Source organism: Streptomyces millisiae (genome assembly GCF_031845425.1).
Lineage (GTDB): Bacteria > Actinomycetota > Actinomycetes > Streptomycetales > Streptomycetaceae > Streptomyces > Streptomyces millisiae.
In genome coordinates this window covers 358513-384911 of the sequence record NZ_JAVREM010000001.1, presented here as the reverse complement: position 1 = coordinate 384911, position 26399 = coordinate 358513, and the positions used below count along the sequence as shown (strand labels likewise).

19 protein-coding genes are annotated in these 26399 nt (G+C 71.4%); 4 read left to right on the top strand and 15 right to left on the bottom strand.

What is annotated here, in order from left to right; genetic code table 11:
- Positions 1 to 5: 5 nt before the first annotated feature.
- Positions 6 to 1334, bottom strand: a complete 1329-nt coding sequence (locus RNC47_RS01635; RefSeq protein WP_311594761.1) for an ABC transporter substrate-binding protein — start codon at positions 1332 to 1334, stop codon at positions 6 to 8.
- Between the two features lie 302 nt (positions 1335 to 1636).
- Here RNC47_RS01635 and RNC47_RS01630 point away from each other — a divergent pair, with 302 nt between their 5' ends.
- The 3 genes from RNC47_RS01630 (at position 1637) to RNC47_RS01620 (ending at position 6880) form a co-directional block, all read left to right on the top strand.
- A complete protein-coding gene (locus RNC47_RS01630; protein WP_311594760.1) occupies positions 1637 to 2653 on the top strand; it encodes a hydroxyacid dehydrogenase in 1017 nt (338 codons plus the stop codon).
- Positions 2654 to 2765: 112 nt separating this feature from the next.
- The gene (locus RNC47_RS01625; RefSeq protein WP_311594759.1) at positions 2766 to 5633 is read left to right on the top strand and encodes a Tat pathway signal protein; all 2868 of its coding nucleotides are present in this window, start codon (positions 2766 to 2768) and stop codon (positions 5631 to 5633) included.
- A gap of 224 nt (positions 5634 to 5857) precedes the next feature.
- Positions 5858 to 6880, top strand: coding sequence for a LacI family DNA-binding transcriptional regulator (locus RNC47_RS01620; RefSeq protein ID WP_311594944.1), 1023 nt, complete (start codon positions 5858 to 5860; stop codon positions 6878 to 6880).
- Between the two features lie 89 nt (positions 6881 to 6969).
- Here RNC47_RS01620 and RNC47_RS01615 read toward each other — a convergent pair whose 3' ends face one another.
- Positions 6970 to 8997, bottom strand: coding sequence for an immunoglobulin-like domain-containing protein (locus tag RNC47_RS01615; protein ID WP_311594758.1), 2028 nt, complete (start codon positions 8995 to 8997; stop codon positions 6970 to 6972).
- Positions 8998 to 9295: 298 nt separating this feature from the next.
- Between RNC47_RS01615 and RNC47_RS01610 the strand changes: the two genes are divergently transcribed.
- Positions 9296 to 9874 (top strand): dihydrofolate reductase family protein, encoded by a 579-nt coding sequence (locus RNC47_RS01610; RefSeq protein ID WP_311594757.1) that lies wholly within the window; start codon positions 9296 to 9298, stop codon positions 9872 to 9874.
- A 33-nt stretch (positions 9875 to 9907) separates the two neighbouring features.
- On the opposite strand, the gene atzF is transcribed toward RNC47_RS01610, so the two are convergent.
- The 13 genes from atzF to RNC47_RS01545 form a co-directional block, all read right to left on the bottom strand.
- A complete protein-coding gene (atzF, locus tag RNC47_RS01605) occupies positions 9908 to 11611 on the bottom strand; it encodes an allophanate hydrolase (RefSeq protein ID WP_311594756.1) in 1704 nt (567 codons plus the stop codon).
- 33 nt (positions 11612 to 11644) lie between these two features.
- The gene (locus RNC47_RS01600) at positions 11645 to 12430 is read right to left on the bottom strand and encodes a DeoR/GlpR family DNA-binding transcription regulator (protein ID WP_311594755.1); all 786 of its coding nucleotides are present in this window, start codon (positions 12428 to 12430) and stop codon (positions 11645 to 11647) included.
- A 71-nt stretch (positions 12431 to 12501) separates the two neighbouring features.
- On the bottom strand, positions 12502 to 13914 hold the full coding sequence (locus tag RNC47_RS01595; RefSeq protein ID WP_311594754.1) for an amidase: 1413 nt from the start codon (positions 13912 to 13914) through the stop codon (positions 12502 to 12504).
- Positions 13911 to 15974 (bottom strand): amidase family protein, encoded by a 2064-nt coding sequence (locus RNC47_RS01590; protein ID WP_311594753.1) that lies wholly within the window; start codon positions 15972 to 15974, stop codon positions 13911 to 13913. The genes RNC47_RS01595 and RNC47_RS01590 overlap by 4 nt, the downstream gene beginning before the upstream one ends.
- Positions 15975 to 16044: 70 nt before the next feature.
- Positions 16045 to 17076, bottom strand: coding sequence for a substrate-binding domain-containing protein (locus RNC47_RS01585; protein WP_311594752.1), 1032 nt, complete (start codon positions 17074 to 17076; stop codon positions 16045 to 16047).
- A gap of 72 nt (positions 17077 to 17148) precedes the next feature.
- The gene (locus tag RNC47_RS01580; RefSeq protein WP_311594751.1) at positions 17149 to 18180 is read right to left on the bottom strand and encodes an ABC transporter permease; all 1032 of its coding nucleotides are present in this window, start codon (positions 18178 to 18180) and stop codon (positions 17149 to 17151) included.
- A gap of 2 nt (positions 18181 to 18182) precedes the next feature.
- The gene (locus tag RNC47_RS01575; RefSeq protein ID WP_311594750.1) at positions 18183 to 18920 is read right to left on the bottom strand and encodes an ATP-binding cassette domain-containing protein; all 738 of its coding nucleotides are present in this window, start codon (positions 18918 to 18920) and stop codon (positions 18183 to 18185) included.
- Positions 18913 to 20265, bottom strand: a complete 1353-nt coding sequence (locus tag RNC47_RS01570) for an aspartate aminotransferase family protein (protein WP_311594748.1) — start codon at positions 20263 to 20265, stop codon at positions 18913 to 18915. The genes RNC47_RS01575 and RNC47_RS01570 overlap by 8 nt, the downstream gene beginning before the upstream one ends.
- Positions 20262 to 21218 carry a phosphotransferase enzyme family protein gene (locus RNC47_RS01565; RefSeq protein ID WP_311594747.1) on the bottom strand — a complete coding sequence of 319 codons (957 nt, stop codon included), beginning with the start codon at positions 21216 to 21218 and terminating at the stop codon, positions 20262 to 20264. The genes RNC47_RS01570 and RNC47_RS01565 overlap by 4 nt, the downstream gene beginning before the upstream one ends.
- Positions 21219 to 21516: 298 nt before the next feature.
- The gene (locus tag RNC47_RS01560; protein ID WP_311594746.1) at positions 21517 to 22788 is read right to left on the bottom strand and encodes a metal-dependent hydrolase family protein; all 1272 of its coding nucleotides are present in this window, start codon (positions 22786 to 22788) and stop codon (positions 21517 to 21519) included.
- Between the two features lie 57 nt (positions 22789 to 22845).
- Positions 22846 to 23628, bottom strand: a complete 783-nt coding sequence (locus tag RNC47_RS01555) for an ABC transporter ATP-binding protein (RefSeq protein ID WP_311594745.1) — start codon at positions 23626 to 23628, stop codon at positions 22846 to 22848.
- Positions 23625 to 25367: a dipeptide/oligopeptide/nickel ABC transporter permease/ATP-binding protein gene (locus tag RNC47_RS01550; RefSeq protein ID WP_311594744.1), complete on the bottom strand. Its 1743-nt coding sequence runs from the start codon at positions 25365 to 25367 to the stop codon at positions 23625 to 23627. The genes RNC47_RS01555 and RNC47_RS01550 overlap by 4 nt, the downstream gene beginning before the upstream one ends.
- Positions 25357 to 26397, bottom strand: coding sequence for an ABC transporter permease (locus RNC47_RS01545; RefSeq protein ID WP_311594743.1), 1041 nt, complete (start codon positions 26395 to 26397; stop codon positions 25357 to 25359). The genes RNC47_RS01550 and RNC47_RS01545 overlap by 11 nt, the downstream gene beginning before the upstream one ends.
- Positions 26398 to 26399: the final 2 nt, after the last annotated feature.

The following is a 26399-nucleotide window of genomic DNA, read 5'->3' as shown; positions in this document are numbered from 1 at the left end:
CTGCCTCAGCTCGTGACGACGTTGATGCCGCGGGAGGTCAGGTCGTTCACTGTCCACTCCTGCATGTACTCCAGCAGTTGGACGACCGTCTGTTCCCCGGTGATGACCCGGGCCCAGCCGTCGGCCATCTCGGTGCTCATGGCGGTCCAGTTCGGGCCGAAGGTCCAGTCGGTGGTGACGGTGTCCAGGCTGTCGATCACGATCTGGCGAGCCGCGTCGTAGTTCTCGCCCAGCAGGTCTTCCGAGATGGTCTGGTCGACGTAGTCACCGGCGTTGGTGACCGCCGGCATCAGGCCGTTGCCGGTGTCCGGGCTGGCCATCAGCTCGACGGCCTCGGGGTCGGTGGACATCCACAACGCGGCCTCGGCGGCCTGCTCGGGGTACTCGCACTGTGAGGTCACCAGGTTCACTCCGCCGCTGTTGTTGGTGCCCGCCGGGGTCCTGGGCGCCTCGCCCGCGAGGGTCGGCCACGGTGCCAGGGCCCACGCTCCGAGGGAGTCGGTGAAGTTCTGCACCATTCCGGACATCTGCCAGGTGGAGATCTGCCGGGTCACCGTTCCGCCCTGGTCGTAGTTGCGCTGCACCGCGGCGTAGTCGGCGAAGGTGAGTGAGGAGTGCATGCCGCCGTCGACGATTTCCTGGATGATCTCGGCGGCCCGGAGCGACCCCGGGTCCAGGAGGTCGATCTTCCAGGCGTCGCCCTCGATCTGGTACCAGTGAGCGCCTGCCTGCATGGCCATCGTGACCAGGGTGCTGGGGTCCTCGCCGGCGTAGTTGGTGATGTTGATGCCGTCCTCGGCCAGCACCCGCCCGGCCTCGATCATGTCGTCCCACGTCTCGGGGGGCTGGAGGCCGTACTCCTCGAAGACGTCGGCGCGGTAGATGGTGAAGGCCGGTGCGGAGCTGGTGGGCACTCCGTACGCCGTGCCCTGGACGGTGGCTCCGAGGTACGCGCTCTCGATGAACTCGTCGCGGTGCGGTTCGACGTACTCGGTGACGTCGGCGAGCATGCCGTCCGAGAGGAAGCTCGGCACGAACTCCGAGGAGTTCTGGAACAGACAGGGAGCGTCACCGGCCTCGAAGGCGTTGGTGAGCTGCTGCATCATCGTGGTCGCGTCGGTGCCCTTCGCATACTCGATCCGTATGTCGTCATGGCTGGCGTTGAACGCGTCGACCAGCGCCTCGTGCCCGTTGGCCCAGCCCCAGAAGGACACGGTGACCGGACCGTCGGACGAGGCGCCGGCGTCCCCGCCTCCGCCACCGCACGCCGAGTTGGTGAGCGCGAGAGCGCAGAGGGCTCCGGCGAACGCGGGGCGCCTGAATCTGTTGGGCATTGTCGTACTCCTCGGTGGGACCACGGGGCCGCGCGCGAACCGTCCACAGCGCCGCGACAGTAACCGTTTGCCGTGGACCGTAGCGGTCGGGCATCCCCGCCACAAGAGATGTGACACGCCCGCTTCGCGGAATGTATCGGAACACTCCTCGCGAATCGCGCACCCGTCCTCCCTCAGCAGCCCTCAGCCGAGGAGGATTCCGCGACCATGTACGAGTCACAACTGTTTACCTTGCGTAGTTCCCGCCTCTAGCGTCGAATACGTTTACTATCCCTTCCCCTCCCTGCCGACGCTGGAGCGCCATGCCCGCCGCACAACCACCCGCCGCGCTGTTCGCCATGAACCCGGCGCATCTGCCCCAGCTGTTCCCGTCCCGCCAGATGGCTCGACTGCGCGAGCTGGCCCACATCGACCCCGGCCTCGTGGTGCGGGACTTCGCGGACCCGTCGGTGGCCGCCGTGCTGGCCACCACCGAGGTGCTGATCACCGGCTGGGGCTGCCCGCCCATCGACGCGGACGCGCTGCGAGCGGCGCCACGGCTGCGCGCCGTCCTGCATGCCGCCGGCAGCGTGCGGCACATGGTCGGGGACGCGTTCTGGGAGCGCGGGATCACCGTGTCGAGCGCGGCCGGCGCCAACGCGCTCCCGGTGGCCGAGTACACGCTCGCGGCGATCCTCTTCGCCGGTAAGGACGCGTTCCGACTCCGCGAACGGGTCCGCGCCGGACGGACGTTCCCCGACCCCACCACCGCCTACCCGAAACTGGGCAACCTGGGCCGCCGGGTTGGCCTGATCGGCGCCTCCCGAGTGGGCAGACGGGTGCTCGACCTGCTGCGCCCCTTCGACCTGGAGGTCGCCCTCCACGACCCCCACGTCGCCGACCCGGAGGCCAGGGCGCTCGGCGCCGAGCCACTGCCCCTGGACGAACTGCTGCGGACCTGCGACATCGTCAGCCTGCACGCCCCCGACATACCCGAGACCTACCGCATGTTGGACCGCGCGCGGCTGGCGATGATCCCGGACGGCGGGGTGCTGATCAACACCTCGCGCGGCGCCCTGATCGACCCCCGGGCGCTGACCGACGAACTGGTCTCCGGCCGCATCGCCGCCGTGCTCGACGTCACCGAACCCGAGCCGCTGCCAGCCGACTCCGCGCTCCTGGACCTGCCCAACGTCTTCGTCACCCCGCACATCGCCGGCTCGCTCGGCAACGAGTTGGAACGCCTCGGCCGCACCGTCGTGGAGGAGCTCGAACGCCTCACCGGCGACGGACCTCTCGCCCACCAGGTCCACCGGGCCGAGCTGGCCATCAGCGCCTGAAGGCGTCGCGTCGACCGGCTCGCACCTCCCCGGCCGGCGGTCGCCGCCCGATCCGCCTTCCTCCGCGGGACGAGCGGACGGAACCGGTTCTCCATCGAAGGGAAGTCTCCTCATGTCAGGATCGCTGGACCGCAGGTCGGTCCTCAGACTGGCCGGCGGCACCGCGGGTGCCGCGGCCACCTCCGGCTGGCTCTGGCAGGCCGCTCCCGCCCACGCGGCCGAGGCCTCGAGTGCCGCCCGCGAGGCCCGCGCCGCGCTCGACACGGCCGTCTTCGGCGACGCCGGGTCGGAGGACGCACACGGCCTGGTCGCCACCGGCTCCACCACCCTGAACGGTGGTCTCGACCAGCCCGCGCGCGTCCTCAACCCGCTGGAGACCCCGGGCTTCTGGGGCGGCACCCTGGCCCTCACCATGGCCTGTCGGCCGCGCGGAAGGACGTACGTCACGATCAAGCTCTGGGGCGACGACTTCGGCGAGGAGAAGGGACGGCTCCAGCTCTACGCGGAGGGTGCACAGGTCGGTCACTTCCACCTGGGCGCCGTGGACCCCTTGGACATCGCGGGCCGGGAGCCGCGGACCCCCGGACGGTTCTACTTCCACACCCTGCCGCTGCCTCCCGAGCTGACCGAGGGCAGGGAGTCGGTGAGCCTGGAGATCCGGTCCATGGGCCGCATCTACCCCTACGGCGCCACCTCCGAGCGCTACTACTACGCGCTGGAGGTCCCGACCCGCGGTGTCTACCGTCTGTACACGCACGCCGAGCCGTACTTCGACCTCGCCGACGACGAGGTCACCGGCTCCTTCGCCGACGCCCCCGTGCGCACCGAGCCCGGCCCCGAGGTGCTGGAGACGATCGCGACCAGGGTGGCCAACCGGGTGCGCGGCGAGCTCAACCGCACCTCGGTGCAGGGCAACATGGACTACGTGAACATCCTGGCCCGGGCCTATGCCATGCCCGGGAGCGAGGCCCACCGGAGCCCGGCCGTGCCGGCACAGATCGTGCAGAGCGTGGACGACCTCTACCGCAGGTCCCTGACCAACCCCTCGGTGATCGAGGGGAACTGGATGGGGGCGAGCATCGCCGGACAGTTCCTGCTCCAACTACGCGAGGACCTGCTCTCCCGTCTGGACGCCCCGCTCACCGGTGATCCCGGGGTCCTCAACAACCCCGGCTTCGACGACGGTCACGCCCATCCGACCGGTTGGCGCACCCACACCTGGAGCGGTTCCGGCACGACCGTCCGCGACACCGACGTCACCCGGGACGGCGGCACGGCCTCCGCGAGGATCACGATCCCGTCATCCGGCGTCGTCGGTCTGGTCCCGCACGCCAGGGTCCCGGTGGCCCAGGGCTCCCACACCTACACGGTCTGGGTCAGGACCGAGAACGTGACCGGGAGCGAGGGCGCCTACCTGGACGTGCTCTTCTTCGACTCGGGCGGCCGGGTCGTCGGCTCGGAGAACAAGGCCCACGCCACCGGGGGCAGCCATGACTGGGAGCGGGTCACCGTCACACTGGACACCCCGGCCACGGCCGTCTCGGTGGAGACCCAGGTGCGGCTGCGGGGCCCGGGGACGGCCTGGTTCGACGACCTGACGCTGACCCCGCCGAGCGACTCGACGTACACCCCCGTCATACGGCGCGACGCCTGGGCCGAGCTGCTGCTGACCAGCCGCGAGTTCTGGCGGCGGAACCGCCGCTGGTACACCAACCAGACGATGATCGTCGACCTCGGCATCTACCTCGCCGACCGCGGTCTCGAACTCCTCGGCTCACCCGACGCCTGGGGCGAGGAGCGAGCCCGCGCCTACCTGTACGAGGCCGTCGGCCTGACCCCGTGGCTGGGCCCGGAGAACGAGGACGGTACGCCGACCCGGCCCATGGGAAGCTCCTACCACCAGGTGACCCGGGCGGGCCTGACCAAGGAGCTCGGGTACGTCGGCAACTACGGCGAGGTCCAGGGCTGGCTCGCCCTCATCCACGAGGTGGTCAGCGTCTTCGGCGGGGTGCGGGACGACCGGCTGCGCGACCAACTGGTCAAGATCGCCAAGACCCGGGCGATCTTCCACCACCCGGCGCTGGACGCCGACGGGTACCGAACCATGCGGCTGGAAACCGTCATCGGCTGGCGCGACCTGGTCTACCCAGGCAAGCGCGACTACGACCAGGCCAACAGCTGGGAAGGCCAGACGATGCAACTCGCGGCCCTGGTCGGGGACCCCGATCTCACCGCCTACGCCCGCCAGGCGATGGAGGACCACCAGCACTTCAGCCTCCTGCTCGACGCCCACCTCGCCGCGACCAGCGCCGTCGTCGACCGCAACCTGCTGTCCGTCCAGCGGGACTACGAGATCGTCACCACCGCCCCCGCCAGCGACGCCCGGCTGCCGATGACCCCCGGCCAGCCCGACTTCGTCTTCGCCGACCCCGAGAACGCCGTGGTCGCCGTCAAACACGGCGACGAGATCCTCTACGCCTCGCTGTACTGGCGGGCCCGCTGGGGCGTCAACCGGCTCGCCCGGATCCACCACATCGACGTGCACGGCATCGAACGCTCCGCGACCGTCTGGACGGACGTGCGTTACGTTCCCGACGGCCGCGTCGCAGTCGAACCCGACTGGGTCAACTGGGAGTTCAACGTCGGTGCTGACGCGCCCATCCCGCCCGGCGGCTTCCCCCCGCCCGGCGAGACCCCGCACCAGGCGTTCGCGGGCCAGGAGTTGCCGTTGGCCGCCGCCCCGGACGACGTCCCCGAGCAACCGGCCGGGCAGGAGACCCCCTTCGTCGGCCGCGCCGCCTTCTACCGCTGCCAGTACGGGCCCTACCTCATCGCCATGAACACCACGACAAGCCGCACCTACACCCTCGCCACCCGAGGCTTCGGTGCCTCCACCGACCTCGTCACCGGCGACCGAGTGGGCGGCAGCGCCGAGCTGCGGGTCCGCCCCGGCACCACCGTGGTCCTTCGGCGACGCTGAGGAACAGCGCGACACCCGCCGTCCCGCCGTGGGAGAGCTCGGGGCGGGACGGCGGCCCGCGCACTCATAGAAACGTTTACCGTGCGAACGCCCGCCACCCGACGGAACACGCCTCCCTGATGGAGTAACGTCGAACTGTGCAGGAGAGCCGGAAGAACACACGGGCAGGAGCCGTATCGGGGCCCGCCAGATCCGGTCGGAAGGGCTCCGACCGGCCCAGCACCATCCGTGATGTCGCGGCCAGGGCCGGCGTATCGGTAGCAACCGTTTCCCGTACCCTCGCGGGCAACTATCCGGTGTCCAAGGAGACCCGGGCCAGGGTCATGGCGGCCGTGGAGTCCCTGCACTATGTGATCAACGTGCACGCCAAGGCTCTCTCCCGGGGTGTGGCCGGCCCCATCGCCCTGGTCATCCCCGAGATCACGGGTCCCTCGCTCGCCCACGTGGCCGCTGGTGTGGAGCAGGAGGCCGCCTCGCGGGGGAGGCTGAGCCTGGTCTGCGCCACCCACGGTGATCCCGAACGGGAGGACGACCTCGTCCAGCTCATGCGCGAGCAGCACGCGGCCGCCGTCATCCTGGTCGGCGGGGTGGACGCGGACGACGCCTACCACCGGCGCATGGCCGAGTACGCCACCGCGCTCGACGCCGCCGGCTCCCGCCTCGTGCTCTGCGGGCGCCCACCGCTGCCCGGCAGGGCGCCGGCCACGGTGGTGGAGTACGACAACCGCGGCGGCGCCTTCCAGGCCGCCGACCACCTGCTGTCCGCCGGCCACCAGAAGATCCTCTTCCTCGGCGGGGTTCCGCTGAACAGCTCCGCCATCCAGCGCCGCGCCGGCTATCGGCAGGCCCTGCGGGCCCACGGGATCCCCTACCGCGAGGACATGGACATCCCCGGCGCCTACAACCGCGGCTCCGGCTACCAACGCACCCGCGACGCTCTGAAGGCCGGCTTCGAGTTCACCGCCGTCTTCGCCGACACCGACCTCGTCGCCACCGGCGCGGCGGCGGCACTACGCGAGGCCGGACGCTCCCTTCCCGACGACGTCTCCATCGTCGGCTTCGATGATCTGCACTTCGCCGCCGACCTCACCCCCTCCCTCACCACCGTCCGCGTCCCCTTCGAGGACCTCGGTCGCACCGCCGTGCGCCTCGCCCTGAACCCGGACCACTCGGGCAGCGACGACCATGTGGTGCTCAGCACCCAACTGGTCATCCGCGACTCCGTCCGGCCCCCGGCCGGCTCCTGAGCGTGCGGCTCCATCGGGCGTCAGGGTCGTGCCAGCCGGAACCGGGACGGGCGAACGTCCGCCACGCGTCGCCCGCCCGGCGGCCGTGGTCAGAGGTCCGGCACGTCGTAGCGGTCGGTGTAGTGCTCGGGCTCGTGGGCGAACGTGGAGTCGCGGTAGGTCGGGTGGGTGTTCAGCAGCATGAGGTCGCTGTCGATGTTGTCGAAGCGGCTGTTCAGCACCCGCACGTCGGTCACGATCTTCCAGACCCCGCCTCGCGTGTTGTCCACGATGTTCGACCGGTTGATGATCACCTGGTTCGGCGAGTACGTGGGGTCTTCCGTGTACCGGCCGGGGTCGTGGAAGATCTCGCAGATCATCCAGAGTGCCGTGGCCCCGGCGCCGCTGATGTCGAACCGGTGGAAGAAGATCCGCTCGTCGTCACGGCCGTCGGCCTGGACGGCGTTGCGCGTGGTGTGCCGGATCTCGGCCCGCTGCACGATCACGTCGGCGGTCGAGGTGTACTTGGCGCCCTTGCCGTTGACCGGCTTGGACAGGTCGACGTCCGACTGGAGGATGTTGTTGTCGAAGAGCCAGTAGACGTTGTGGAAGAGGCTGTGCCGCTCACCGTTGTACATGGACGTCAGGTTGTCCGTGACGATGTCGCTGGCTCGCTTGATGTGGATGCCGTGACCGCCGAAGTTCCGAACGGTCAGGTCCTGCAGGACGATGCGCTGGTGTCGGGCGCTGACGGGGTCGGCGCCCGCGAAGTAGACACCGCTGGGCGCGTCGAGGTCACCCCTGGCTCCCTCCAGCGTCAGGCCCTTGATCACCACGTCGGTGATCTGCCGGTCGGTGGTGCCGATGGCCTCGCCGGACCCCGAGTAGCGCACGACGGTGCGGTCCTGCCCGGCGCCGACCAGGGTGACGCGATCGTGGAGGTCGAGTGGCGCTTCCAGTTCGTGCAGCCCCTCGCCGAGCCTCACCACGCCGCCGCCGGCGGCGCCGACCTCGTCCACGGCGGCCTGGATCGACTCGCCGGTGGCCACGCCGATCTCGCGGTCGAGGACCTGGCGTGGATAGCTGACGTGTGTGAACTCCCCGTCCCACTCCGAATCGATCAGGCCGAGCACCTCGTCCTCGATCTCCACGGGCCGCACGGCCGCGTCCACCTCGGGCGCCTCGGCGGAGCGGGTCTCGTGCGGGATCACGACCCGGAGCCGGTCCTCGAGTCTCACCTCGCCGTTGGCGGCCGTGACGTCGACGTACACGGTCGCGTCGGGGAGGGAGTCGACGGGGCGGGTGACGGTGCCGTCGTCCCGCAGGTGCTGCTCGTCCCAGGACCACCAGGAGATCGACGAACCGCGCCGGCCGCGGTCGGGCATCGGGAGGTCGTCGACCGCGCGGTCCGCGTACCTGGCGACGGCGCGGGACACGGCGGCCAGGTCCGAGGCCGCTTCGGCGTGGTCGCGGGCCGTGCCGGGGTCGGTCCGGGACGTCACGACCAACCGGGGGCGCAGGTCTCCGTGCGTGCCGGAGTCGGAATGGAACTCCGCCGCCCGGCCGCCCGCCGTCTCGTTCCACACCCGCAGGGAGACGGCGCCGTCCCCGTCGCGCTCGGCCGCGACCGCCGCGGTGACGTCCGCCTGATAGGTCGTGGTTCCGCGCTCCGTCACAAGCGGGGCTTCGGTCCCCTCGATGGCCGTGACCTCTGGCTTCGTCGCCCCGGTGAGGATGAAGGACGGATCGGACCTGCGCGGGTTCTGACCGGTCCAGTGGTCGTTCGTGAACATGCCGGTGGTCAGTACGACGTCCTCGCCCGCTGCCGACCGCGGCGTCGCGGTGAGGACCAACCGCGCCTCCACGATCGTTCCCGGAACCGCCGCGGCGTCGCCGACGGCGAACTGGAGGAAGGCCGCCATCGAATCGGGGGCGTCGAGCCCGCCGGCGTTGTTCACCGTGAGGGTGTCGGCCCAACTGCGTGCCTGGTTGCTCGTGCCCACGGTGTCCGTGTCGATGACGGGGAACAGCGTCGTCTCCACCGTCCGCCCGCCGGCGGTGGAAGTCCGGTCGGCCGTCTCGGCGTCGATCGCCGCCGCCGGAGTCAGCGCGACGACCGTCAGTCCCAGAACGGCCAACCCCACTCCCACCGGATGAGCGCGCCGTCGTCGGCGTGGTCTGCGTAGCGGCATGTCGTTGCTCCTCGTCTTGCGGCGGCTCGCTTTCGAACCAGCGTTCGCCGCCCGGAGCTTAGGAGAAACCTGCCCCAAGTCGAACCTGTGCGGAGGAATGCGAAACTTTCGGTGGAACCTGGGCGCCGGATCACGCCATCGGCCGGTCCCGCGCCAGATTCCAGGCGTTCAGGTGCGATGAGTTTCGTCATGGTTCCTCGTCTGTATCCACAACAGGCCATCAACCGCATTCGAGGAGCGCATCATGACCGCTGTCTACACCTGGGACGTCTTCTCCACGCTCGACGGCTTCGGCTCCTACGGTCCCGACGGCGACTGGGGCGGCTACTGGGGAAAGCAGGGCCCCGAGTTCCTCGCCAACCGCCTTGCCGTGATCAGCCGGGAGCAGCGGATGGTGCTGGGGGCCAACACCTTTCGGCAGTTCCTGGAGCTGCTGGGGCCGGTCCCGGACACCGACCTCGACCCGGTGAACTCCCGGATGCGCGGCATGCCGACAACGGTGGTCTCGACGACGCTCACAGGACCCCTCGCATGGCCGGACGCGACCGTCGTGGCCGGCGACGCCGTCGACGTCGTCGCCCGGCTCAAGGAGGAGTCCGCGGTGCCGTTGCGCTCGCACGGCAGCCTGTCGCTCAACCGGGCGCTGATGGCCGCGGGTCTCGTCGACCGCGTCCAGGTGACGATCTTCCCCGTCATCAGCGGACAGACGGGAACCGACCGGATCTTCGAGGGGGCGGCCGACTTCGACCTCGAACTGCTCGCCCACCGGACCTTCGACGGCCACACCCAGGAACTCATCTACCGGCCCACCCCGCACCGCTGAGGGCAACCGCCGAACCTGCCCCGGAACGGGGCGTCAGACGGCACCGAGCGATGCGCGGTAGGCGCGCCATCCACCGAAGCTGGTGATGTCCTTGGCGCCCTCGAGTGCTCGTGGCTCGCATCCGAACCCGACGACCTCCTCTCCGTTGGCCAGGGTGACCGAGCCGAGCGTCATGGGCGCGCGCAGCGCACTGAGGAACGCGCCGAGACCGGCCGGCGAGATCGACCAGAGCTCGCCCGCGATCGCCGACCCACCGGGGCCCACCCGGACGAGGCCTGGCTTCTGTGGTGTGGTGTCGAGCGCGTAGAGCTGGTACTCGTCGGCCGTCAGGACGTCCCGGGCAAACCTCGCCCCGAGCGCCACGAGTTCGTCGTTGAGCGGTTGCCCCCGCAGGTGCGCGCCGAACACGGCGACGTGCGGCCACGTTTCGGCGTACGGCTCCGCCGGGACACCGAGAAACCGGGCGGCGGCGTCGACCGCGAGCTGGTCGTCGAACGCCCTGGCGATGAAGGTGATGCCGAACTCGCCGTCGTCCGTCGACGCCGCCGGCACCGAGACCGCGGACATGTCGAGCAGGTTGACGAAGTTCGTGAAGGTTCCCATGCGCGCGTTGAGCGCGACGGGATCCGCCCGCACGGCGGCGATCGTCGGATGCGCGGGAGCCGTTGGCACCACCAGGCACTCGCACCCGGCGAGCAGCTCACGGGCGAGCACCGCGATGCGGTCGATTTCCGCCCGGTCGCGTACGTACTCCCAGCCTGCGACGTCCCGGGCGTCGCGCACGATGCCCGCGACCGTCGGATCGAGGCCGGCGGCGTCGCCGGACGCGCCCTCGACGTGTTCCCCGGCCGCGTGGAACCGCCCCGCGACGATGGCGCCCTCGTAGAGCAGTTTCGCCGCGCCCAGCAGCGGCGCCATCTCGATGGGGCGGAGTTCGGCGTGCTCGGTGAGCCGGTCGAGGGCATCCCGCCAGGCCGCCAGCGCGAACGGTTCGAGTGAGTCGAGATCGTCGTCGGACGGGACGCCGAGCACGGGACGCGGCGAGCCGGCGAGCCGGACGTCGGCCGGCCAGTCGCGGGAGAGGGGATCGACGGCGTCCGGACCGGTCATGGTGCGCGCCGTGCGGATCGCGGTGGACAGCTCCTGGGCGAACACGGTGATCGTGTCGTACGGGCGGCAGGCGGGCATCATGCCCACGGCGGAGACGAGCCCGAGGGTCGGTTTGACGCCGACGATGCCGTTGAGCGCCGCTGGGACGCGACCGGAGCCGGCGGTGTCCGTGCCGAGGGCGATGTCGACCACACCGAGCGCCACGGCCACCGCCGAACCGGAGCTCGATCCGCCGGAGATCAGCTCGGGACGCCGCGCGTTGCGCACCGCTCCGTACGGGCTGCGGGTGCCGACGAGTCCGGTGGCGAACTGGTCGAGGTTCGTCTTGCCGATCACGACCGCGCCGGCCGCGCGGAGTCGCGACACGGCGGTGGCGTCCACCTCGGCCGGACGGAAGGCGCCGGGGAACGCACCGGTCGTGGGCATGCCGGCGACGTCGATGTTGTCCTTCACCGCGAGCACGACGCCGTGCAGCGGCAGCGTCCGTCCCGCCGCCGCGCGGGCGTCGAGCAGTTCGGCCTCCCGCTCGGCGTCCGCCTGGTCGCGTACGGAGATCCACACCTCCGGCCGATCCACCTCGGCAAGCCGTCGATAGGCGCGCCGCACGCGCTCGACGCTCGGTCCCATGGTCGTCGCTCCCGTCTGTCTCTGCGTCGTCGCTCAGCGCGCGTCGTGCGCTCTGACGACCTCGATGCCCCTGCCCTCGAGAGCCGTCAGCGTCTCGTGCCCGCCGCGCGCGTCCGTCACGACCGTCGTGACCGCGTCGAGCGAGCTGACCGGGGAGAAGGACTGCGCGCCGAGGTGCCGGCTCTCCGCGAGCACGACGACCCGATCGGCCGCCGTGACCATGGCGGCCTTGAGCCGGGCGTCGCCCTCGTTGTAGTCGGTCATCACGTTGGTCTCGACGTTTATGCCGGCGACACCGACGATCGCGACATCCCAGCGGCGCGCGCGGAAGAACTGCTCGGCCGCCGACCCGTGCAGGCTCAGCTCGCCGGGCTTGAGGTCACCGCCAGGTACCATCACCCGGATGTCGGGGTCCTGCCCGAGCACTTCGAGGACCTGCACGCTGGTCGGCGCGGCGAGCACCTGGAGGTGCCGCCGCCGCATCTCGAGCGCGATGTAGTAGGCCTTGGTACCGAAATCGATCGCCACGTTGGCACCGCGCGGGATGCGGTCCACGACGGCACTGGCGATGGCCTTCTTGCCCTCGACGTTCGTGTTGAGCCGCATCGCGAACGGTGGTTCGAAGCTCCGCCCGGCGTTCAGCACGGCTCCGCCGTAGACGCGCCGGACGATGCCCTCGGCGTCGAGCTGCTCGATGTCGCGACGGATCGTCAGCTCCGTCACCTCGAGCTCCTGGCTCAGGGCGGCGGTCTCAACCCTGCCGTGCTGCTCGAGCAGTTCGATGATGCGCTGCAGGCGTCGTTGGCGCTTGCCGGCCATGGACGTTCACCTCTCTGTGGCGGTCATGATGCGTCGGGCACACCCTATGGATTCGCGCGGTGCGCGCTTCCTCAGAGTTCGGGGTGTACGTCGCTGACGCCGAGGATCGTCTCGAGTTGTTCGCCGATCTCCAGCAGCTCGACGTCGCGGCCGTATCGGCCGACGATCTGCAGGCCGACGGGCAGCCCGTCCGAGAACCCGGCCGGCAGCGCGAGCACGGGATGCTGCGTCACCACGAGGGCGCAGGCCAACCGTTGCCACAGGAAGTAGCGGTCGAACGTGGCGTCGCCGATCCGCGCGACCCACTTGTCCTCAGCGGGCGGCGCCACCACGGGCGCGCCGGGACAGACGAAGCCGTCGACGTCGGTGAGGAGTTCGGCGAACTCGACGAACAGCCGGTAGCGGCGGTCCTCGGCCTCGACGAGTTCGGTCGTGGAGAAGGCGGACGCCTCGCTGACGTTGCGGACGAAGTCGTCGCGGTACTTCTCGGGATGGTCGATCGGGTCGCGGCCGAGCAGCGAGAACCATCCGGTCAGCTCGATGACCTCCCAGGCGCGGCCGACGCCGGTGAAGTCGATGTCGACATCGATGATCTCGACGCCGGCCGCCTCGAGCCGAGCGCGGGTGTCGGCGAACACCGCGCGGACCTCGTCCGAGATCGGGAGTCCGCCGAGGTCGGGGCTCCAGGCCAGCCGGAGCGGCGCGGTACGTGGCTCGCCCAGCTCCGTGGTCGGCGCCGCGCCGACCGAGAGCGGGCTGAGGGGGTCCTCGCCGGTCATGCCGGCCAGCAGCAGTGCGGCGTCGCGGCAGGTACGCGCGACGGGCCCGTTCACCGAGTGCGGCGACCAGGATCCGCCGCCGGCGACCGCGGGCACGAGCCCCGGGGTGGTGCGGAGCCCGACCACGTTGCAGAACGAGGCGGGGTAGCGCAGGCTGCCGCCGGAGTCGGACCCGTCGCAGAAGGGCAGCATGCCGGCCGCGACCGCCGCGGTGCCGCCGGTCGACCCGCCGGCGTGCCGGCTCAGGTCGAACGGGTTGCGCGTGATGCCGAAGACGTCGTTCCAGGTCACCGTGCCGACACCGACCTCGGGCGCGTTCGTCTTGCCGATGAGCAGGGCGCCCGCGGCGCGCAGCTTCGCCACGTGCGGAGCGTCGCTCGGCATCGGGCCACGGCCAGCGAAGGCACGGGAGCCCCTCGATGTCGGCATCCCGGCGACATCGACGAGGTCCTTGATGGCGATCGGCAGGCCGTGCAGCGGTCCGAGCGGTTCCCCGGAGTCGCGGGCGCGATCGGCCTCCGCCGCGAGCGCCAGGCACTGGTCGCGTGGGAGCCGGAACACCATGACGTTGACGGCGTCGTCGGTCGCGTCCATCCGGTCGAGGAACGCGGTCATGACCTCGACCGCGCTGAGCTCGCCCGACGCGATGGCGTCGCGGAGGCGGGTGGCGGTCCACCAGTGGATCGGCGTCGCGGTCGTGGTCATTCGGTTCTCCTTGTCTGCGCGTCGGCGCGGGCGGTCGGGGATGTCGGTGCGGCGGAAGGGGGTTCGGCGGCCGGCCACCGGAAGGGCACCTCGGCGAGGGCGGCGGCCGACGTGAGCCCGTCGGCTCCGAGCGTGCTCGCGAGCACCAGTACGGAGGTGTCGCCGTGCACCCTCCGCAGTGCCGGGTCGAGGCTGACCTCGACCCGGTCTTCCGGTGCCGCCTCGACCCGGCGGCCGTCGATCTCGACCAGCACCGGGGCGGTGCCCGCCCGCACGGTCGCGGCGACGTCGACGGCGCCGCCGGGCCCGATCGCGGCGCGGGCGGCGATCGTGATCGGCGCGGTGGGCCCCGGGGGTGCCGCGCGATCGGACCGGAGGAGTCCGAGCGGTCCGACCGCGGGCAGCGGGGCGACGGGGCGTGGCGGGAGCGCGCCCTCGACCGCCGCGGCCCACCGCAGCAGATCGGCGTCCGCGTAGGCGCGTCCGCACAGCGTGAGCCCCACCGGCATGCCGAGGTCCGCGGTACGGCCCATCGGCACCGTCACGCTGGGCAGGCCGACGCGACGCATCACGTGGTTCATGTGCGAGAACACGGCGCCGTCGGCCCAGGCGAGTCGCGCCGAGTCGGGGTTGGACTCGGCGTCCCAGGGGCCGATGTCCGCGTTGGCCGGGAACGCGAGCACGTCGAGCCCGGCCTCGTCCATCCACGCGTGGAGGAGCCGCTCCCGCGCGGCGGCCAGACCGGTGAGCGCCGGTGTGGCGTGTGCGATCGCCTCGGCCAGCGGCACCGGCTCGGCCCGCAGGATCCCGCCGAAGTCGAAGACGTCCTGCCCGGGGCGTGGTCGCCCGCTCTCGATCGCGTCGACCGAGTACGGCACGTCCGGCCGGACGCTGCCCGGCGCGATGTCACGCAACGCGACGGCGCCGCCGCAGTAGTCCTCGAGGAATCCCGCCCAGGCCGCGGTCATGAGCGGGCCGAGCTCGTAGGCGGTCCAGTCCGCGGGGAGGTAGCCGCTCGCCACCAGGTCCCGCCGCCGCGCCGAGCGGGACTCGTAGGCCTCGACCAGTGGGAACGGCACCCGCACGAGCGTGGCGCCGGCATCGGTGAGCGCACGTTCGGCACCGTCCCAGAGCGCGCGGATCGAGGCGCGCGGCGGAATCGGGGCGACATCGTCGTACGCCTCGCCCACGTAGAGCCGGGGCACGCCGACGCGTAGCCCGCGCAGGTCGCCGTCGGCGGTGGTGAGGGTGGTGATGTCGGCGGCGACCCGAGCGGCCGGGGACACGTCGATCGCGCTCTGCCGTTGCCACACGTCGCGGTCGTCCGGTCCGGCGAGCACGGCGAGCACGTCGAGGAGATCGGAGACGTCGAGGGTGTGCGGCACCACCACGTCCCGGAAGGGGTGGAGCGGCCAGTTTCCGGCGCTGGGGACGACACCCCAGGACGGCGTGTAGGCGACGAGCGCGTTGTTGGAGGCCGGCGACCGTCCTGAAGACACCGTCTCCTCACCGATGCCAAAGGAGCAGAAGCCCGCGGCGACCGAGACCGCGGAACCGATCGAGGAGCCGGAGTGCCAGGCCGCGGCGAGGAAGTCGGGGTTGTACGGGCTGCGGGTGCGGCCGTACAGGCCGGCCTGGCCGCCGCCGATCGCCATCGGCGGCATGTTCGTCCTCCCGATCAGCAGTGCGCCCGCCGCACGGAGTCGCTCGACGACCACGGCGTCACGGTCCGCGAGGAGGTCGGCGAAGGCCGGGGAGCCCGCCGCCGCGGTGAGGCCGCGCACCGCGAAGCTGTCCTTGACGCCGAAGGGGACGCCGTGCAGGGGGCTTCGGACGCGGTTCTCGGCGCGCTCGCGGTCGCGTCGCGCGGCCTCGTCGTAGCTGGCCGGGTTCAGCACGGGCATCGCGCCGAGCCGCGGGCCGCTTCGGTCGAGGGCCGCGACGCGACGCAGCGCGTGGTGGGTGAGCGCGAGCGATCTCGTCGTCCCCGAGGCGAGCGACTTCCGCGCGACGGCGACGGGCATCGTCGGCATGTCCGCCGGGGTGGCGTGGGCGTTCATTTCGGTGCTTCGTGCTCCAGAGTCGGGACCAGGTCGGCCGGCCCCGGGGGTCGGACCGGGCGCCCGCTGCTCAGCCGCAGTCGGTGGTGTAGAGGTACGGAGCGATCTCGTCGCTGTCGACGGTGTCGGCGGTCACGAGCTCCCACGGCGAGTACTCGGTCTGCTCCGTGATGCTCTCGGCCTCGACCTCGCCCTTCAGGATCTGCGAGATCAGCGTCATCGAGTCGTAGCCCATGGTGTAGGGACTCTGCGCGATGAGCGCGTCGTAGTCGCCGTCGCGCAACTCCTCGACCTGCGGGGAGGAGGTGTCGTATCCGATGTGTACGACGTCGTCACCGCCGGCGGTGCGGATGCCGTTCGCGGCTCCGGTCCCGGCGCCGATGTTCGTCGAGAACACGAGCGACAGGTCCGGGTTGGCCGCGAGGGTGGAGGAGACGGCCTGCGAGGCCTCGGCGGAGTCGCCTCCGACGTACTGGATCTCCAGCACCTCGAGGTCGGTCTCGTCCCGGATCGCGTCGCGGAATCCCTCGGCACGAGCGGACTGGATGGCGTTGCCCGGCGCGTCGGTGACGATGAGGACCTTGCCCGAGGTCACGTCGAAGTCCTCGACGGCCCGGACGGCGGCGTCGAACGACGACTGGTAGCTGTCGGTGCGGATGCTCTGGACGTAGGCGTCGTTCGAGAGGAACGAGTCGGGCATCACGAGCGGCTTGCCCGCGTCGGTGAAGGAGCTCATGGTCTGGTTGAAGGCCGTGTTGTCCCACACCGTGAGCAGCATGCCGTCCGGGTCGGTGGCGAGCACCGACTGCAGCACCTGCATCTCCTCCTCCACCGTGGTGCCGGGGGTGCCCTGGATGTTCAGGGTCACGCCCTGTTCGTCGGCCGCCTCCTGCGCGCCGCAGTACATCGCGCCGTAGAACTCGCCGGTGGCCTCGGGCGTGACCATGGCGACCGTGTAGTCGCCGCCGCCGCCGTCGGCGTTGCCGCCGCCGGACGGCGGGGTGGGGTCGCTGGTCGAGCATCCGGCGAGCAGAGCCGTCATGGCCACGGCCACACCGGCACCGAGCATCCGCCCCGCGGGGGCCCGCATGTTGTGCTTCATGTCTTCGTCCTTGTCCTGGGTGGTGCGGAGGGGGTGGCCGACTGCTGCGGGTACCTCGGACCGGCGGCGGATCTATCCGCTGCCCGGGGCGCTCCTGCGCGCGCCGCGGTCCAAGCTGACGGCGATCAGGAGCATGGTTCCGATCGCGATGGTCTGGTAGAAGGGTGAGAGGTCGATGATCACGAGGCCCGACTGGAGGATGATCGCCAGGAACGCGCCGACGACCGCGCCGAGGAAGCTGATGCGCCCGCCGGTCAGAGCCGTGCCGCCGATGAGTGCGGCGGCGATGGCCGCCATCGAGTCGTTGAGGTGCCCGGAGATGTTCGTCGTCGAGTACCGGGCGAGGTCGATGTAGCCGGCGAGGCCGGCGAGTGCCGAGGACAACACGAAGATCGCGATCGTGTTGCGCAGCGTCGAGATGCCCACGCGGCGGGCGGCAAGCGGGTTGGAGCCCATCGCGAGCGTGTGGGTGCCCCAGGGCGAGAACCGGTAGTGGGCCCAGATGATCGCGATCACGACCAGGCTCACGATCATCGGCATGGGGAGCGGACCGAGGTTGACCGCGCCGAAGGACGTCTGCAGTTCGCCCGGCATGCCGGTCAGGTTGACGCCGTCGGTGATCACCTGCGCGGCGCCGGTCGCGATGGAGAGCATGCCGAGCGTGGTCACCAGCGCGTTGATGCCGACCACGCCGACGAGCACGCCGTTGATCGCGCCGATGACCGCGCCCGCTCCCACGCTGACCAGCACTCCGAGCAGCAGCACCACGGGCAGCGGCAGGCTCTCCCCCATCGACAGCATCGCGTTGCCGGCGACCACGGAGGTGAGGATGACGGCGGCGCCCTGGGAGATGTCGATGTGCCCCGCGGACATCAGCACGGCCTGCCCGACCGCGAGCAGCAGGACCTGGGACGCGGTCAGCGCCATGCCCCGGACGTTCGCCTCGCTGAGGAACGCTCCGTTCGGCGAGAGCGCCTGGAAGACGGCGATCACCAGGATCTCGACGGCGATGATCTGCGCGGCGCGGTTGGCGAGCACCGAGGTCAGTCGGTGGGGAACGGCGAGGCGGCGAGGGCCTGCGGCGACGGTCGAGGTCTGGGACATGGTCACTCCTCACCCACCATGACGGTGACGACGTCGGAGACGGAAAGGCCGGCGGGAGGAACGTCCTTGGCGATCGTCCCGTGGCGGAGGATCACGATCCGGTCCGCCAGCTTGAGCACGCTCGGGATGTCGTGCGAGACGAGGACGACGCCGAGGCCGTGATCCGCCGCCTTCTTGATCGAGTCGAGCACGATGCCGACCTGTTTGGGGCCGAGCGCGGCCGTCGGCTCGTCGAGCAGGATGAGGTGCCTGGCCCACTTCATCGCTCGGGCGACCGCCAGCACCTGGCGCTGGCCGCCGGACAGCCTCGCCACCGGGAGCCGCACGTCGCGGAGCGTGGATATGCCGAGGCGCTCGATCGCGTCCCTGGCCTCGTCGCGCATCCTCGCCCGGTCCAGCACGCGGAACGGGCCGGCCCCGCGGACCACTTCGTGGCCGAGGAACAGGTTCTCCGCGAGGCTCAGGTGCGGCGCGAGCGCCAGGTCCTGGTAGACGACGCCCACGCCGAGGCGCCTGGCGTCGGCGAGCGAGGCCAGCGGCTCGCCCTTCACGGCGACGACTCCGGTGTCGGCGGCGTGTGATCCGCAGATGACGTTCATCAACGTCGACTTGCCGGCGCCGTTGTCACCGAGGAGCGCGACGATCTCGCCGGCTCGCACGGTGAGGTTCACGTCGCGCAGGGCGGTCACGGCACCGAACCGCTTCCCCACGTCGGAGATGGTGAGCACCTCGTCACCCATGGGATCCCTCCTGGTCGAGTTCGTCGAGCACGGCCCGGTAGGCCGTCAGGAACGCGGTCGCGTCGTCGTGGGTGAAGACCAGCGGGGGGCGGACCTTGAGGACCTGCCCCAGGCGGCCGACGGCCGAGATGAGCACGTTGCGGTCCCGGAGGCCGTTGACCACGCGCCGGGCGACGTCACGCGACGGTTGGCCCTCGCGGTCCACCATCTCGACGCCGATGAACAGGCCGACGCCGCGGACGTCGGCGACGTACGGGCTCGTGGCGCTCGCCTCGGCGATCGACCGCCGCAGCGCGGCACCGACCTCGAGCGCGCCACGCATCAGGCCGCGCTCCTGCACCTCGTCGAGCACGGCACCAGCCGCCGCGATGGAGGCGGGGTTGCCGCCGAAGGTGTTGAAGTAGCGGTGGCCGGCGGCGTATCCGTCGGACAGCTCGGCGGGGAGCACGAGGCTGCCGATGGGCAGGCCGCCCGCCAGGGGTTTGCCCGAGGTCACCAGGTCGACCTGGTCCGTGTGGCGTTGGAAGCCCCACATCGCCTCGCCGATGCGCGCCATCCCCGGCTGCACCTCGTCGGCGATCACCAGGCCGCCGGCGGCCTGGACGGCACGGAACGCCTCGGCCAGCATGCCGCGCGGGCCGGGGAAGATGCCGTCGGTCGACATGATCGTGTCGATCAGCAACGCGGCGACCCCGAGACCGCTCGCGGTGAGCTCGTCGATCGCCTCACCCACGGCCGCCGCGAACATCGCCCCCGCCGCGTCCCCGTACCGGAAGGTGTCCGGCGGGTCGACGACGCGCACGAACGGCGCGACCGGCATGCCGGGGCCGTTCTCGGGCGAGACACCGGCGAGCAGGCTCGTGGTGCCGTGGTACGCCATCCGCGTGACGATGACGCCCTCGTTCCCGGTGCGCCACTTCGCGATGGTGAGCGCCAGATCGTTGGCCTCGGACCCGGAGTTCGTGAAGATGACGTGATCGAGATGGGCCGGATGGGTGGCGAGGAACCGCTCGGCGAACTCGACGACTCCGTCCTGCAGATAGCGGGTGTGCGTGTTCATCCGCGTGAGCTGGGCGTAGACGGCCTTGGCGACGCGCGGGTTGGCGTGCCCCACGGCGGGCACGTTGTTGTACGCGTCGAGGTATTCCACGCCGTCCGCGTCGACCAGCCACGCTCCGCTGCCGCGCACCACGTGCACGGGCTTGTCGTAGAACAGCGGATAGATGTCGCCGAGCGTCGCCCGTCGGCGCGCCAGCAACCGTTGGTCGGCCTCGGACAGGGTGTGCGCCGCGCCGGGATCGAACCGGTTGATCATCTGGCCGACCTCGCTGGATGTCGCCGTCACGAGATCGTTTCCCTTCCCTGGGGTGCGTCCTTGTCGGCGACTCGCGTGAGCAGTCGTTCCGCGAGGTGGTCGTAGCGGAGCTGATAGGCGGCCCGGTCGGGCGAGCGTCGTGCGGACTCCCGACCCAGGAGGATCACGATCGCCAGCCGGCACAGCACGAGGGTGCGCAGGAGCGACACCTCGAGGGCGTGCAGGCGGCACAGGCGGACGGCCTGATCGAGGTAGCCGCGGACGACCGGGTGGTCGAGCGCGCCCAGGGCGAGCGCGAGGTAGCAGGCCGTGACCGCCACGTCATAGGCGCGCGGCGCCCGAACGGCGTCTCCGAAGTCGAAGATTCCGGTCACCCGGCCGTCGCCCGAGACCAGGACGTTGGAGAGGTTGACGTCGGCATGGATGACCTGGACCGGCAGCCGGTCGCGCACCGGCGCGACCGTCGCGCGGTAGGCGTCGATCACCCCGCGCAGGAAACCCGCCGTGCCGGCGGGGGCGTGCGCGCCGACGAGCGGCTCGTAGTCGACGACGGCGTCGAGCGACCACTCGTTGACGTCCGGGACGCCGAGCGCGTCCGCGTCGGCGTCGGCGAGCGCGCCTATGAGCGCGGCCTGGAGTCGGGCGAGCGCGGCGGCCAGGTCGTCGGTGATGGTCGCCTCCTCGAGCGGGCGGCCAGGGCAGCGCGTCGTCACGTAGGCGGTGCCGTCGGAGCTGAGCGCGGTGCCGGTGACGGCACTGGTGAGCAGGCGTGGCAGGGGAAGGCTCGCGTCCCGGGCCGCGAGCGCCAGCAGCCCCGCCTGCGTGCGCGGCGCGCTGCTCCCGTAGGGCGACCGCTTCACCACGAGACCGCCACGCGGGGTCTCGACCAGCCAGGTGCGGTCGACCTCGGACGCCGTCGCCGTCACGGCGAGAACCTCCCGTATGCCGTACTCGGCCAGCAGCCGCTCTACTGGGTCACGCATCGGCGCACCGACCTCCTCGGTCTCTCAAAAGCTGAACTGATCGAGACATTAGCTTTTTCTGATTGAATCAATCAGTATGAGACCGAGTTTTTTACAGTTGCGAAACAGACTTGGAACGGGCGACGCCAGCGGATTCCGGCAACCTCGCTGCGGGCAGCGATCCGATCCCGACGTCCCCGCCATGGAGATCGCGAGGCTCGTCGGGCATGGCACGCCAGAGGCCCCCTCCCCTGTTGGGAGGGGGCCTCTGGCCTGTGGAGCCAAGGAGAATGGAACTCCCCGGGGGACGGCCGGCCGGTCAGGAGACCAGCTGGCCCTGAGCCGTGGTCGCCGCAAGGCCGACGAGGTCCTTGCGGATCACGCCGGACTGGGCGACGAGCAGGACGTTGGCGGGGTCGCCGAGGCCGACGATGTCGGTGAGGGGGTCGACCGCGCTGACGACGAAGTCGGCGAGCTTGCCCGCCTCCAGGGTTCCGAGGTCGTCCGCGACGCCGAGGAGTTCGGCCGCCGTGGCGGTGCCGGCGACGATCGCGTCGGCCGGTGACATGCCGAGTTCGACGAGGAACCCGAGTTCGAGCAGGTTGCGGCCGTGGGGGACGACGCCCGCGTCGGTGCCCATGGCGATCCTGGCGCCGCGCTCGATGGCGTGGGCGATGTTGGTCTTGGTGATGCCCGACCACCGCACCTTCTTCTCGTAGTGGTACGGCTGCATCGCCTTCTTGTCGATGCCGACGAAGACCGTCGAGAGGGTCGGAACCAGGAAGACGCCACGCTCGGCGGCCAGGTCGAGGGCCTTGTCGTCGATGCCGTAGCCGTGTTCGACGCTCGTGACGCCCCCCAGGATGGCGGCCTGGATCCCGGCCAGCCCCTGGGCGTGGGCGGCGACGGGGCGGCCGCCGTGCCGGGTGGCCTCGTCGACGACGGCGCGCACCTCGTCCACGCGCAGGCCCTCGTCGTCGGGGGTGTCGTGCGGGCTGCCCATGCCGCCGGTGGTGCAGATCTTGATCACGTCGGCGCCGGAACGGATCGCGTCGCGCGTGGCCCGGCGCGCCTCGTCCGGGGTGTCGGCCAGGTAGGCGCCGCCCTGGTGCAGTTGCATGTGGCCGCCGTCGAAGTGGTGGAAGTCGCCGTGGCCGCCGGTGTGGCTGATGGCGTTCACCGCGATCTTCAGCCGGGGGCCGGTGATGAGGCCGTCGGCGATGGCGGCGCGTACGCCGCGGCTGGCGCCCGCCAGGTCGCGGACGGTGGTGACGCCGGCGTCCAGGGTGGCGCGCAGCCGCTCGGCGGTCTCGTACGCGACGTAGGCCGGGTCGGTGGTCAGCTCGTGGAACGGGCCCTGGGGCAGGCTGAGCTTGACGTGGACGTGGGCGTCGATGAAGCCGGGCAGCAGGGTGCGTCCTGCCAGGTCGATCTCGCGCGCGCCGGGGGAGGCGGGAGCGGCGTCGGCCTCGCCCGCGTGGACGATGCGGCCTTCGGCGTCGGTGACCAGCACGGCGTCCGGGATCGGGGCGGCTCCCGGCTTGCCGGTGACGAGGCGGGCGTTGACCAGGCGGAGCGGCTCGGTGGGCATGGGTGGGGGTGTTCCTTCCGGACGTGACGGGTGGTGGTGAGGGGTGAGGGGTCAGGGTCAGCTGAGGGAGAAGCCGGGCGATGCCGGATCGGCGTCGAGCAGGGCTCGGGTGTAGTCGGCGGTCGGGGAGTCGTAGACGTGGGCGGCTCGACCGTGTTCGACGAGTTCACCGTGGTAGAGGACCGCCACCTCGTCGGACACCTGGCGCACCACGGCGAGGTTGTGCGAGATGAAGACCAGGGTGAGGCGGAGTTCGTGCCGCAGCTCGTCGAGCAGCGCGAGGATCTCGGCCTGGACGGAGACGTCCAGGGCGGAGGTGATCTCGTCCGCGACGACGAGGCTGGGCTGGATCAGCAGGCCTCGCGCGATGGCGATGCGCTGGCGCTGGCCGCCGGAGAACTCGTGGGGGTAGCGGTCGACGGCGTCGGCCGGCATCCGGACCCGCTCGAGCCATTCGGTGATGGTGGCCCGGTGTCTGCGCACCGACGCGCGCCGGGGATCGATGGCCTCGGCGAGGGCCTGGCCGATGGTGCGGCGGGGGTCGAGCGAGGAGTACGGGTCCTGGGGGATGAGTTGGACGCGGCGGCGCAGGGCGGTGCGGTCCCGGCCCCGGGCACTGGTGACGTCGGTGCCGTCGATGGTGATGGAGCCGGATCTGGGGCGCAGGCCGCCGACGATCGCCTTCGCGAGGGTGGTCTTGCCGGAGCCCGACTCCCCCACCAGGCCCAGGGTGTGTCCCCGGGTGAGGTCGAGGCTGACGTCGCGGACCGCGTGGGTGGTGGTGGGGCCCCTGCCGTAGGCGATGTCGAGGTGCTCGATGCGGAGGAGGGGGTCGGTCATCGGTGGGACTCCTCGGCGGCGGCCGCGGCGGCGGCGACGGTGGGCGTGGCGGCGAGCAGCCTGCGGGTGTAGGGGTGTTGGGCGGACTCGGTGGTGAGGTCCGCCGCCGCCGTCTCCTCGACGATGCGGCCGTCGTTCATCACCAGCACGCGGTCGCAGAGCGCCCGCACCACGGCCAGGTCGTGTGAGATGAAGAGGATCGCGGTACCGAACTCGCGGTTGATCCGCTTGAGTTCCCGCAGTATCTCGGCCTGCACGGTGACGTCCAGGGCCGTGGTGGGCTCGTCGGCGATGAGGAGCTTCGGGGTGGTGGAGATCGCGGAGGCGATCATGGCGCGCTGGCGCATGCCGCCGGAGAGCTCGTGCGGATGCTGGCGGAGCCGGAGTTCGGGTTCCGTCATCCGTACGGCGCGCAGGGCGTCGAGGATGCGGGTGCGGGCCTCGCCGCGATCGGCCCGGGCGTGGGTGCGGAGGACCTCGGTGAGTTGGGTGCCGAGGCGGAGAGCGGGGTTGAAGGTGGTGCCGGGGTCCTGGTAGACGAGGCCCATGGCGAGGGCGAGGTCGCGTGGTGCGACGCGGCCGAGCAGGTCGAGGTCGCCGAGCCGGATCCGCCCGGCCCGCGCGGTGAGTCCGTCGGGCAGCAGCCGGGCCAGGGTCATGGCGGTGAGGGACTTGCCGGAGCCCGACTCGCCGACGAGGCCGACGATCTCGCCGGGGGCGATGCGCAGGGAGACGTGGTCGACGAGGGTGTGACCGGCGGCGTTGGTGATGACGAGGTCGTCGACGTCGACGAGGGACGCGCCGGCCGGCGTACCGGCGGCCTGGTCGGTGACGCCGGAGCCGACCAGCGCCGCCGCGCGGGTCCGGGTGCCGGTGCGGGGGTCGGCGGCGGCGGCGAGGCCGTCGCCGATGAGGGTGGCGGCGACGCCGGTGAGCACGATGAGCAGGGTCGGGCCCACCATCTGCCAGGGGCGGCCGGCCAGTACGGACGGCAGGGCCTCGTTGAGCAGCTTGCCGAAGTCGTAGTCGGGCGACTGGACGCCGAGGCCGACGAAGGACAGCGCGGAGAGGGCCGTGAGGGCCTGGGCGAAGGCGGAGGCGGTGAGGACGAGCAGGGGCTCGGCCATGTTGGGCAGGACGTGCCGGGCGGCGACGCGGTGTCCCGGCACGCCCATCAGCCGGGCGGTGGTGACGAAGTCGCGGTGGGAGATCTGCCCGGCGAGGTTCGCCGTGAGGCGCGCGAAGTAGGGGATGCCGGCGAGGCCGATGGCGGCGATGGCGGAGCCGGTGCCGGGTTCGAGGATCGCGGCGACGACCAGGGCCAGGAGGAGCGTGGGGAAGGCGACGAGGGCATCGATGGCGCGCAGCCCGAGGGTGCGCAGCCGCCTCGGGGCCAGCCACACCGCCGTGCCGATGACGAGGCCGCCGACCACGGAGACGGCCGTGGCGCCCACGGTCATGAGCAGGGTGAGACGGGTGGCGACGAGGCTGCGCGCCAGCACGTCGTGGCCGGCGGCGTCGGTGCCGAGCCAGTGGGCGGCCGACGGTTGGGCGGCGCTCTCGCCCATGGCGGTGGCCCGCCCGTCGAGCAGCACCGGGGCCAGGAGACCGATCGCGACGACGGCGGCCATCAGGGTCAGGCCGATGACGAGGCCGGGGGTCCAGGCGAAGCGCCGGGACGTACCGGCGGTCGTGCGGGACGTCGGCGTGGCGGATGCGGTGACCGTCTCAGTCGCCATGAGCGCCTCCCAGGTTGCGGGAGTCGACGAGTGCGAGCAGCACGTCGACGACCAGGTGGACGAGGGCGGCGATCATGCCGATGACGAGGACCATGCCCTGGATGACGGGGTAGTCGCGGTCGAGGATCGCCTTGATGATGCCGGAGCCGAGCCCCGGCAACGCGAACACGTTCTCGATGATCAGCGCGCCGCCGAGCATGCCGGAGAGGATGAGTCCGCTGAGGGTGAGAGTGGTGGTCAGCAGGTTGGGCAGCGCGTACTTGAGGTGGAGGGTGCCGGGCCGCAGTCGCCAGCCGCGCGCGGTGCGCATGTAGTCGTGTCCGAGGACGACGGCGGTCTCGCGGCGCACGACGCGGGCGATGGTGCAGGCGGGGCCGACGGCCAGGGCGGTCACGGGCAGGATGAGCGAGAGGTTGGGGTCGCCCGGGGAGTACGCGGGCGGCAGCAGCGGGAGGACGCCGACGCCGCTGGCGAACAGCACGACGAGGAAGGTCGCCATGATGTAGCCGGGCACGGAGTCGAGGAAGCCCGTGAGGGCTCCGAAGGCGGTGTCGAGCCAGCGGCGACGGCCGCCGCGGGTGGCGATGGCGACGGCCATGCCCACGGGGACGGCGACGAGCAGGACCACGACGATGCCGTGGAGCGCGAGGACCGCGGTGAACGGGAGGCGGTTGCCGATGATGGTCTCGACCGGCTGGCGGTACTGGAAGGAGTCCCCGAGGTCACCGGTGAGGACACCGCCGGCGTAGTCGAGGAACTGGGTGAGGATCGGGCGGTCGAGGCCGAGCGTGCCGCGGATGGCCGCGATGTCCTCGGCGGTGGCGTCGGGGCCGGCGATGGCCACGGCCGGGTCGCCGGGGATGAGCTGCACGATGAGGAACGACAGCACGAGGAGGACGAGGAAGACGGCGGCCAGGCCGATGAGGCGGCCGCGGGCGAAGGCCAGCCAGGGCCCGGCGCCGGCCCGGCCGGTGCGGGAGGCCGGGGCGCCGGGGACGGGCGCGGCTGAGGGTGCGGTGATGGTGGTCATGG

What these genes read in the sequence shown, in the direction of transcription:
- RNC47_RS01635 (WP_311594761.1), bottom strand. Translation starts at nt 1,334, where the DNA reads ATGCCCAACAGATTCAGGCGCCCCGCGTTCGCCGGAGCCCTCTGCGCT.
- RNC47_RS01630 (WP_311594760.1), top strand. Translation starts at nt 1,637, where the DNA reads ATGCCCGCCGCACAACCACCCGCCGCGCTGTTCGCCATGAACCCGGCG.
- RNC47_RS01625 (WP_311594759.1), top strand. Translation starts at nt 2,766, where the DNA reads ATGTCAGGATCGCTGGACCGCAGGTCGGTCCTCAGACTGGCCGGCGGC.
- RNC47_RS01610 (WP_311594757.1), top strand. Translation starts at nt 9,296, where the DNA reads ATGACCGCTGTCTACACCTGGGACGTCTTCTCCACGCTCGACGGCTTC.
- atzF (WP_311594756.1), bottom strand. Translation starts at nt 11,611, where the DNA reads ATGGGACCGAGCGTCGAGCGCGTGCGGCGCGCCTATCGACGGCTTGCC.
- RNC47_RS01600 (WP_311594755.1), bottom strand. Translation starts at nt 12,430, where the DNA reads ATGGCCGGCAAGCGCCAACGACGCCTGCAGCGCATCATCGAACTGCTC.
- RNC47_RS01595 (WP_311594754.1), bottom strand. Translation starts at nt 13,914, where the DNA reads ATGACCACGACCGCGACGCCGATCCACTGGTGGACCGCCACCCGCCTC.
- RNC47_RS01590 (WP_311594753.1), bottom strand. Translation starts at nt 15,974, where the DNA reads ATGAACGCCCACGCCACCCCGGCGGACATGCCGACGATGCCCGTCGCC.
- RNC47_RS01585 (WP_311594752.1), bottom strand. Translation starts at nt 17,076, where the DNA reads ATGAAGCACAACATGCGGGCCCCCGCGGGGCGGATGCTCGGTGCCGGT.
- RNC47_RS01580 (WP_311594751.1), bottom strand. Translation starts at nt 18,180, where the DNA reads ATGTCCCAGACCTCGACCGTCGCCGCAGGCCCTCGCCGCCTCGCCGTT.
- RNC47_RS01575 (WP_311594750.1), bottom strand. Translation starts at nt 18,920, where the DNA reads ATGGGTGACGAGGTGCTCACCATCTCCGACGTGGGGAAGCGGTTCGGT.
- RNC47_RS01565 (WP_311594747.1), bottom strand. Translation starts at nt 21,218, where the DNA reads ATGCGTGACCCAGTAGAGCGGCTGCTGGCCGAGTACGGCATACGGGAG.
- RNC47_RS01560 (WP_311594746.1), bottom strand. Translation starts at nt 22,788, where the DNA reads ATGCCCACCGAGCCGCTCCGCCTGGTCAACGCCCGCCTCGTCACCGGC.
- RNC47_RS01555 (WP_311594745.1), bottom strand. Translation starts at nt 23,628, where the DNA reads ATGACCGACCCCCTCCTCCGCATCGAGCACCTCGACATCGCCTACGGC.
- RNC47_RS01550 (WP_311594744.1), bottom strand. Translation starts at nt 25,367, where the DNA reads ATGGCGACTGAGACGGTCACCGCATCCGCCACGCCGACGTCCCGCACG.
- RNC47_RS01545 (WP_311594743.1), bottom strand. Translation starts at nt 26,397, where the DNA reads ATGACCACCATCACCGCACCCTCAGCCGCGCCCGTCCCCGGCGCCCCG.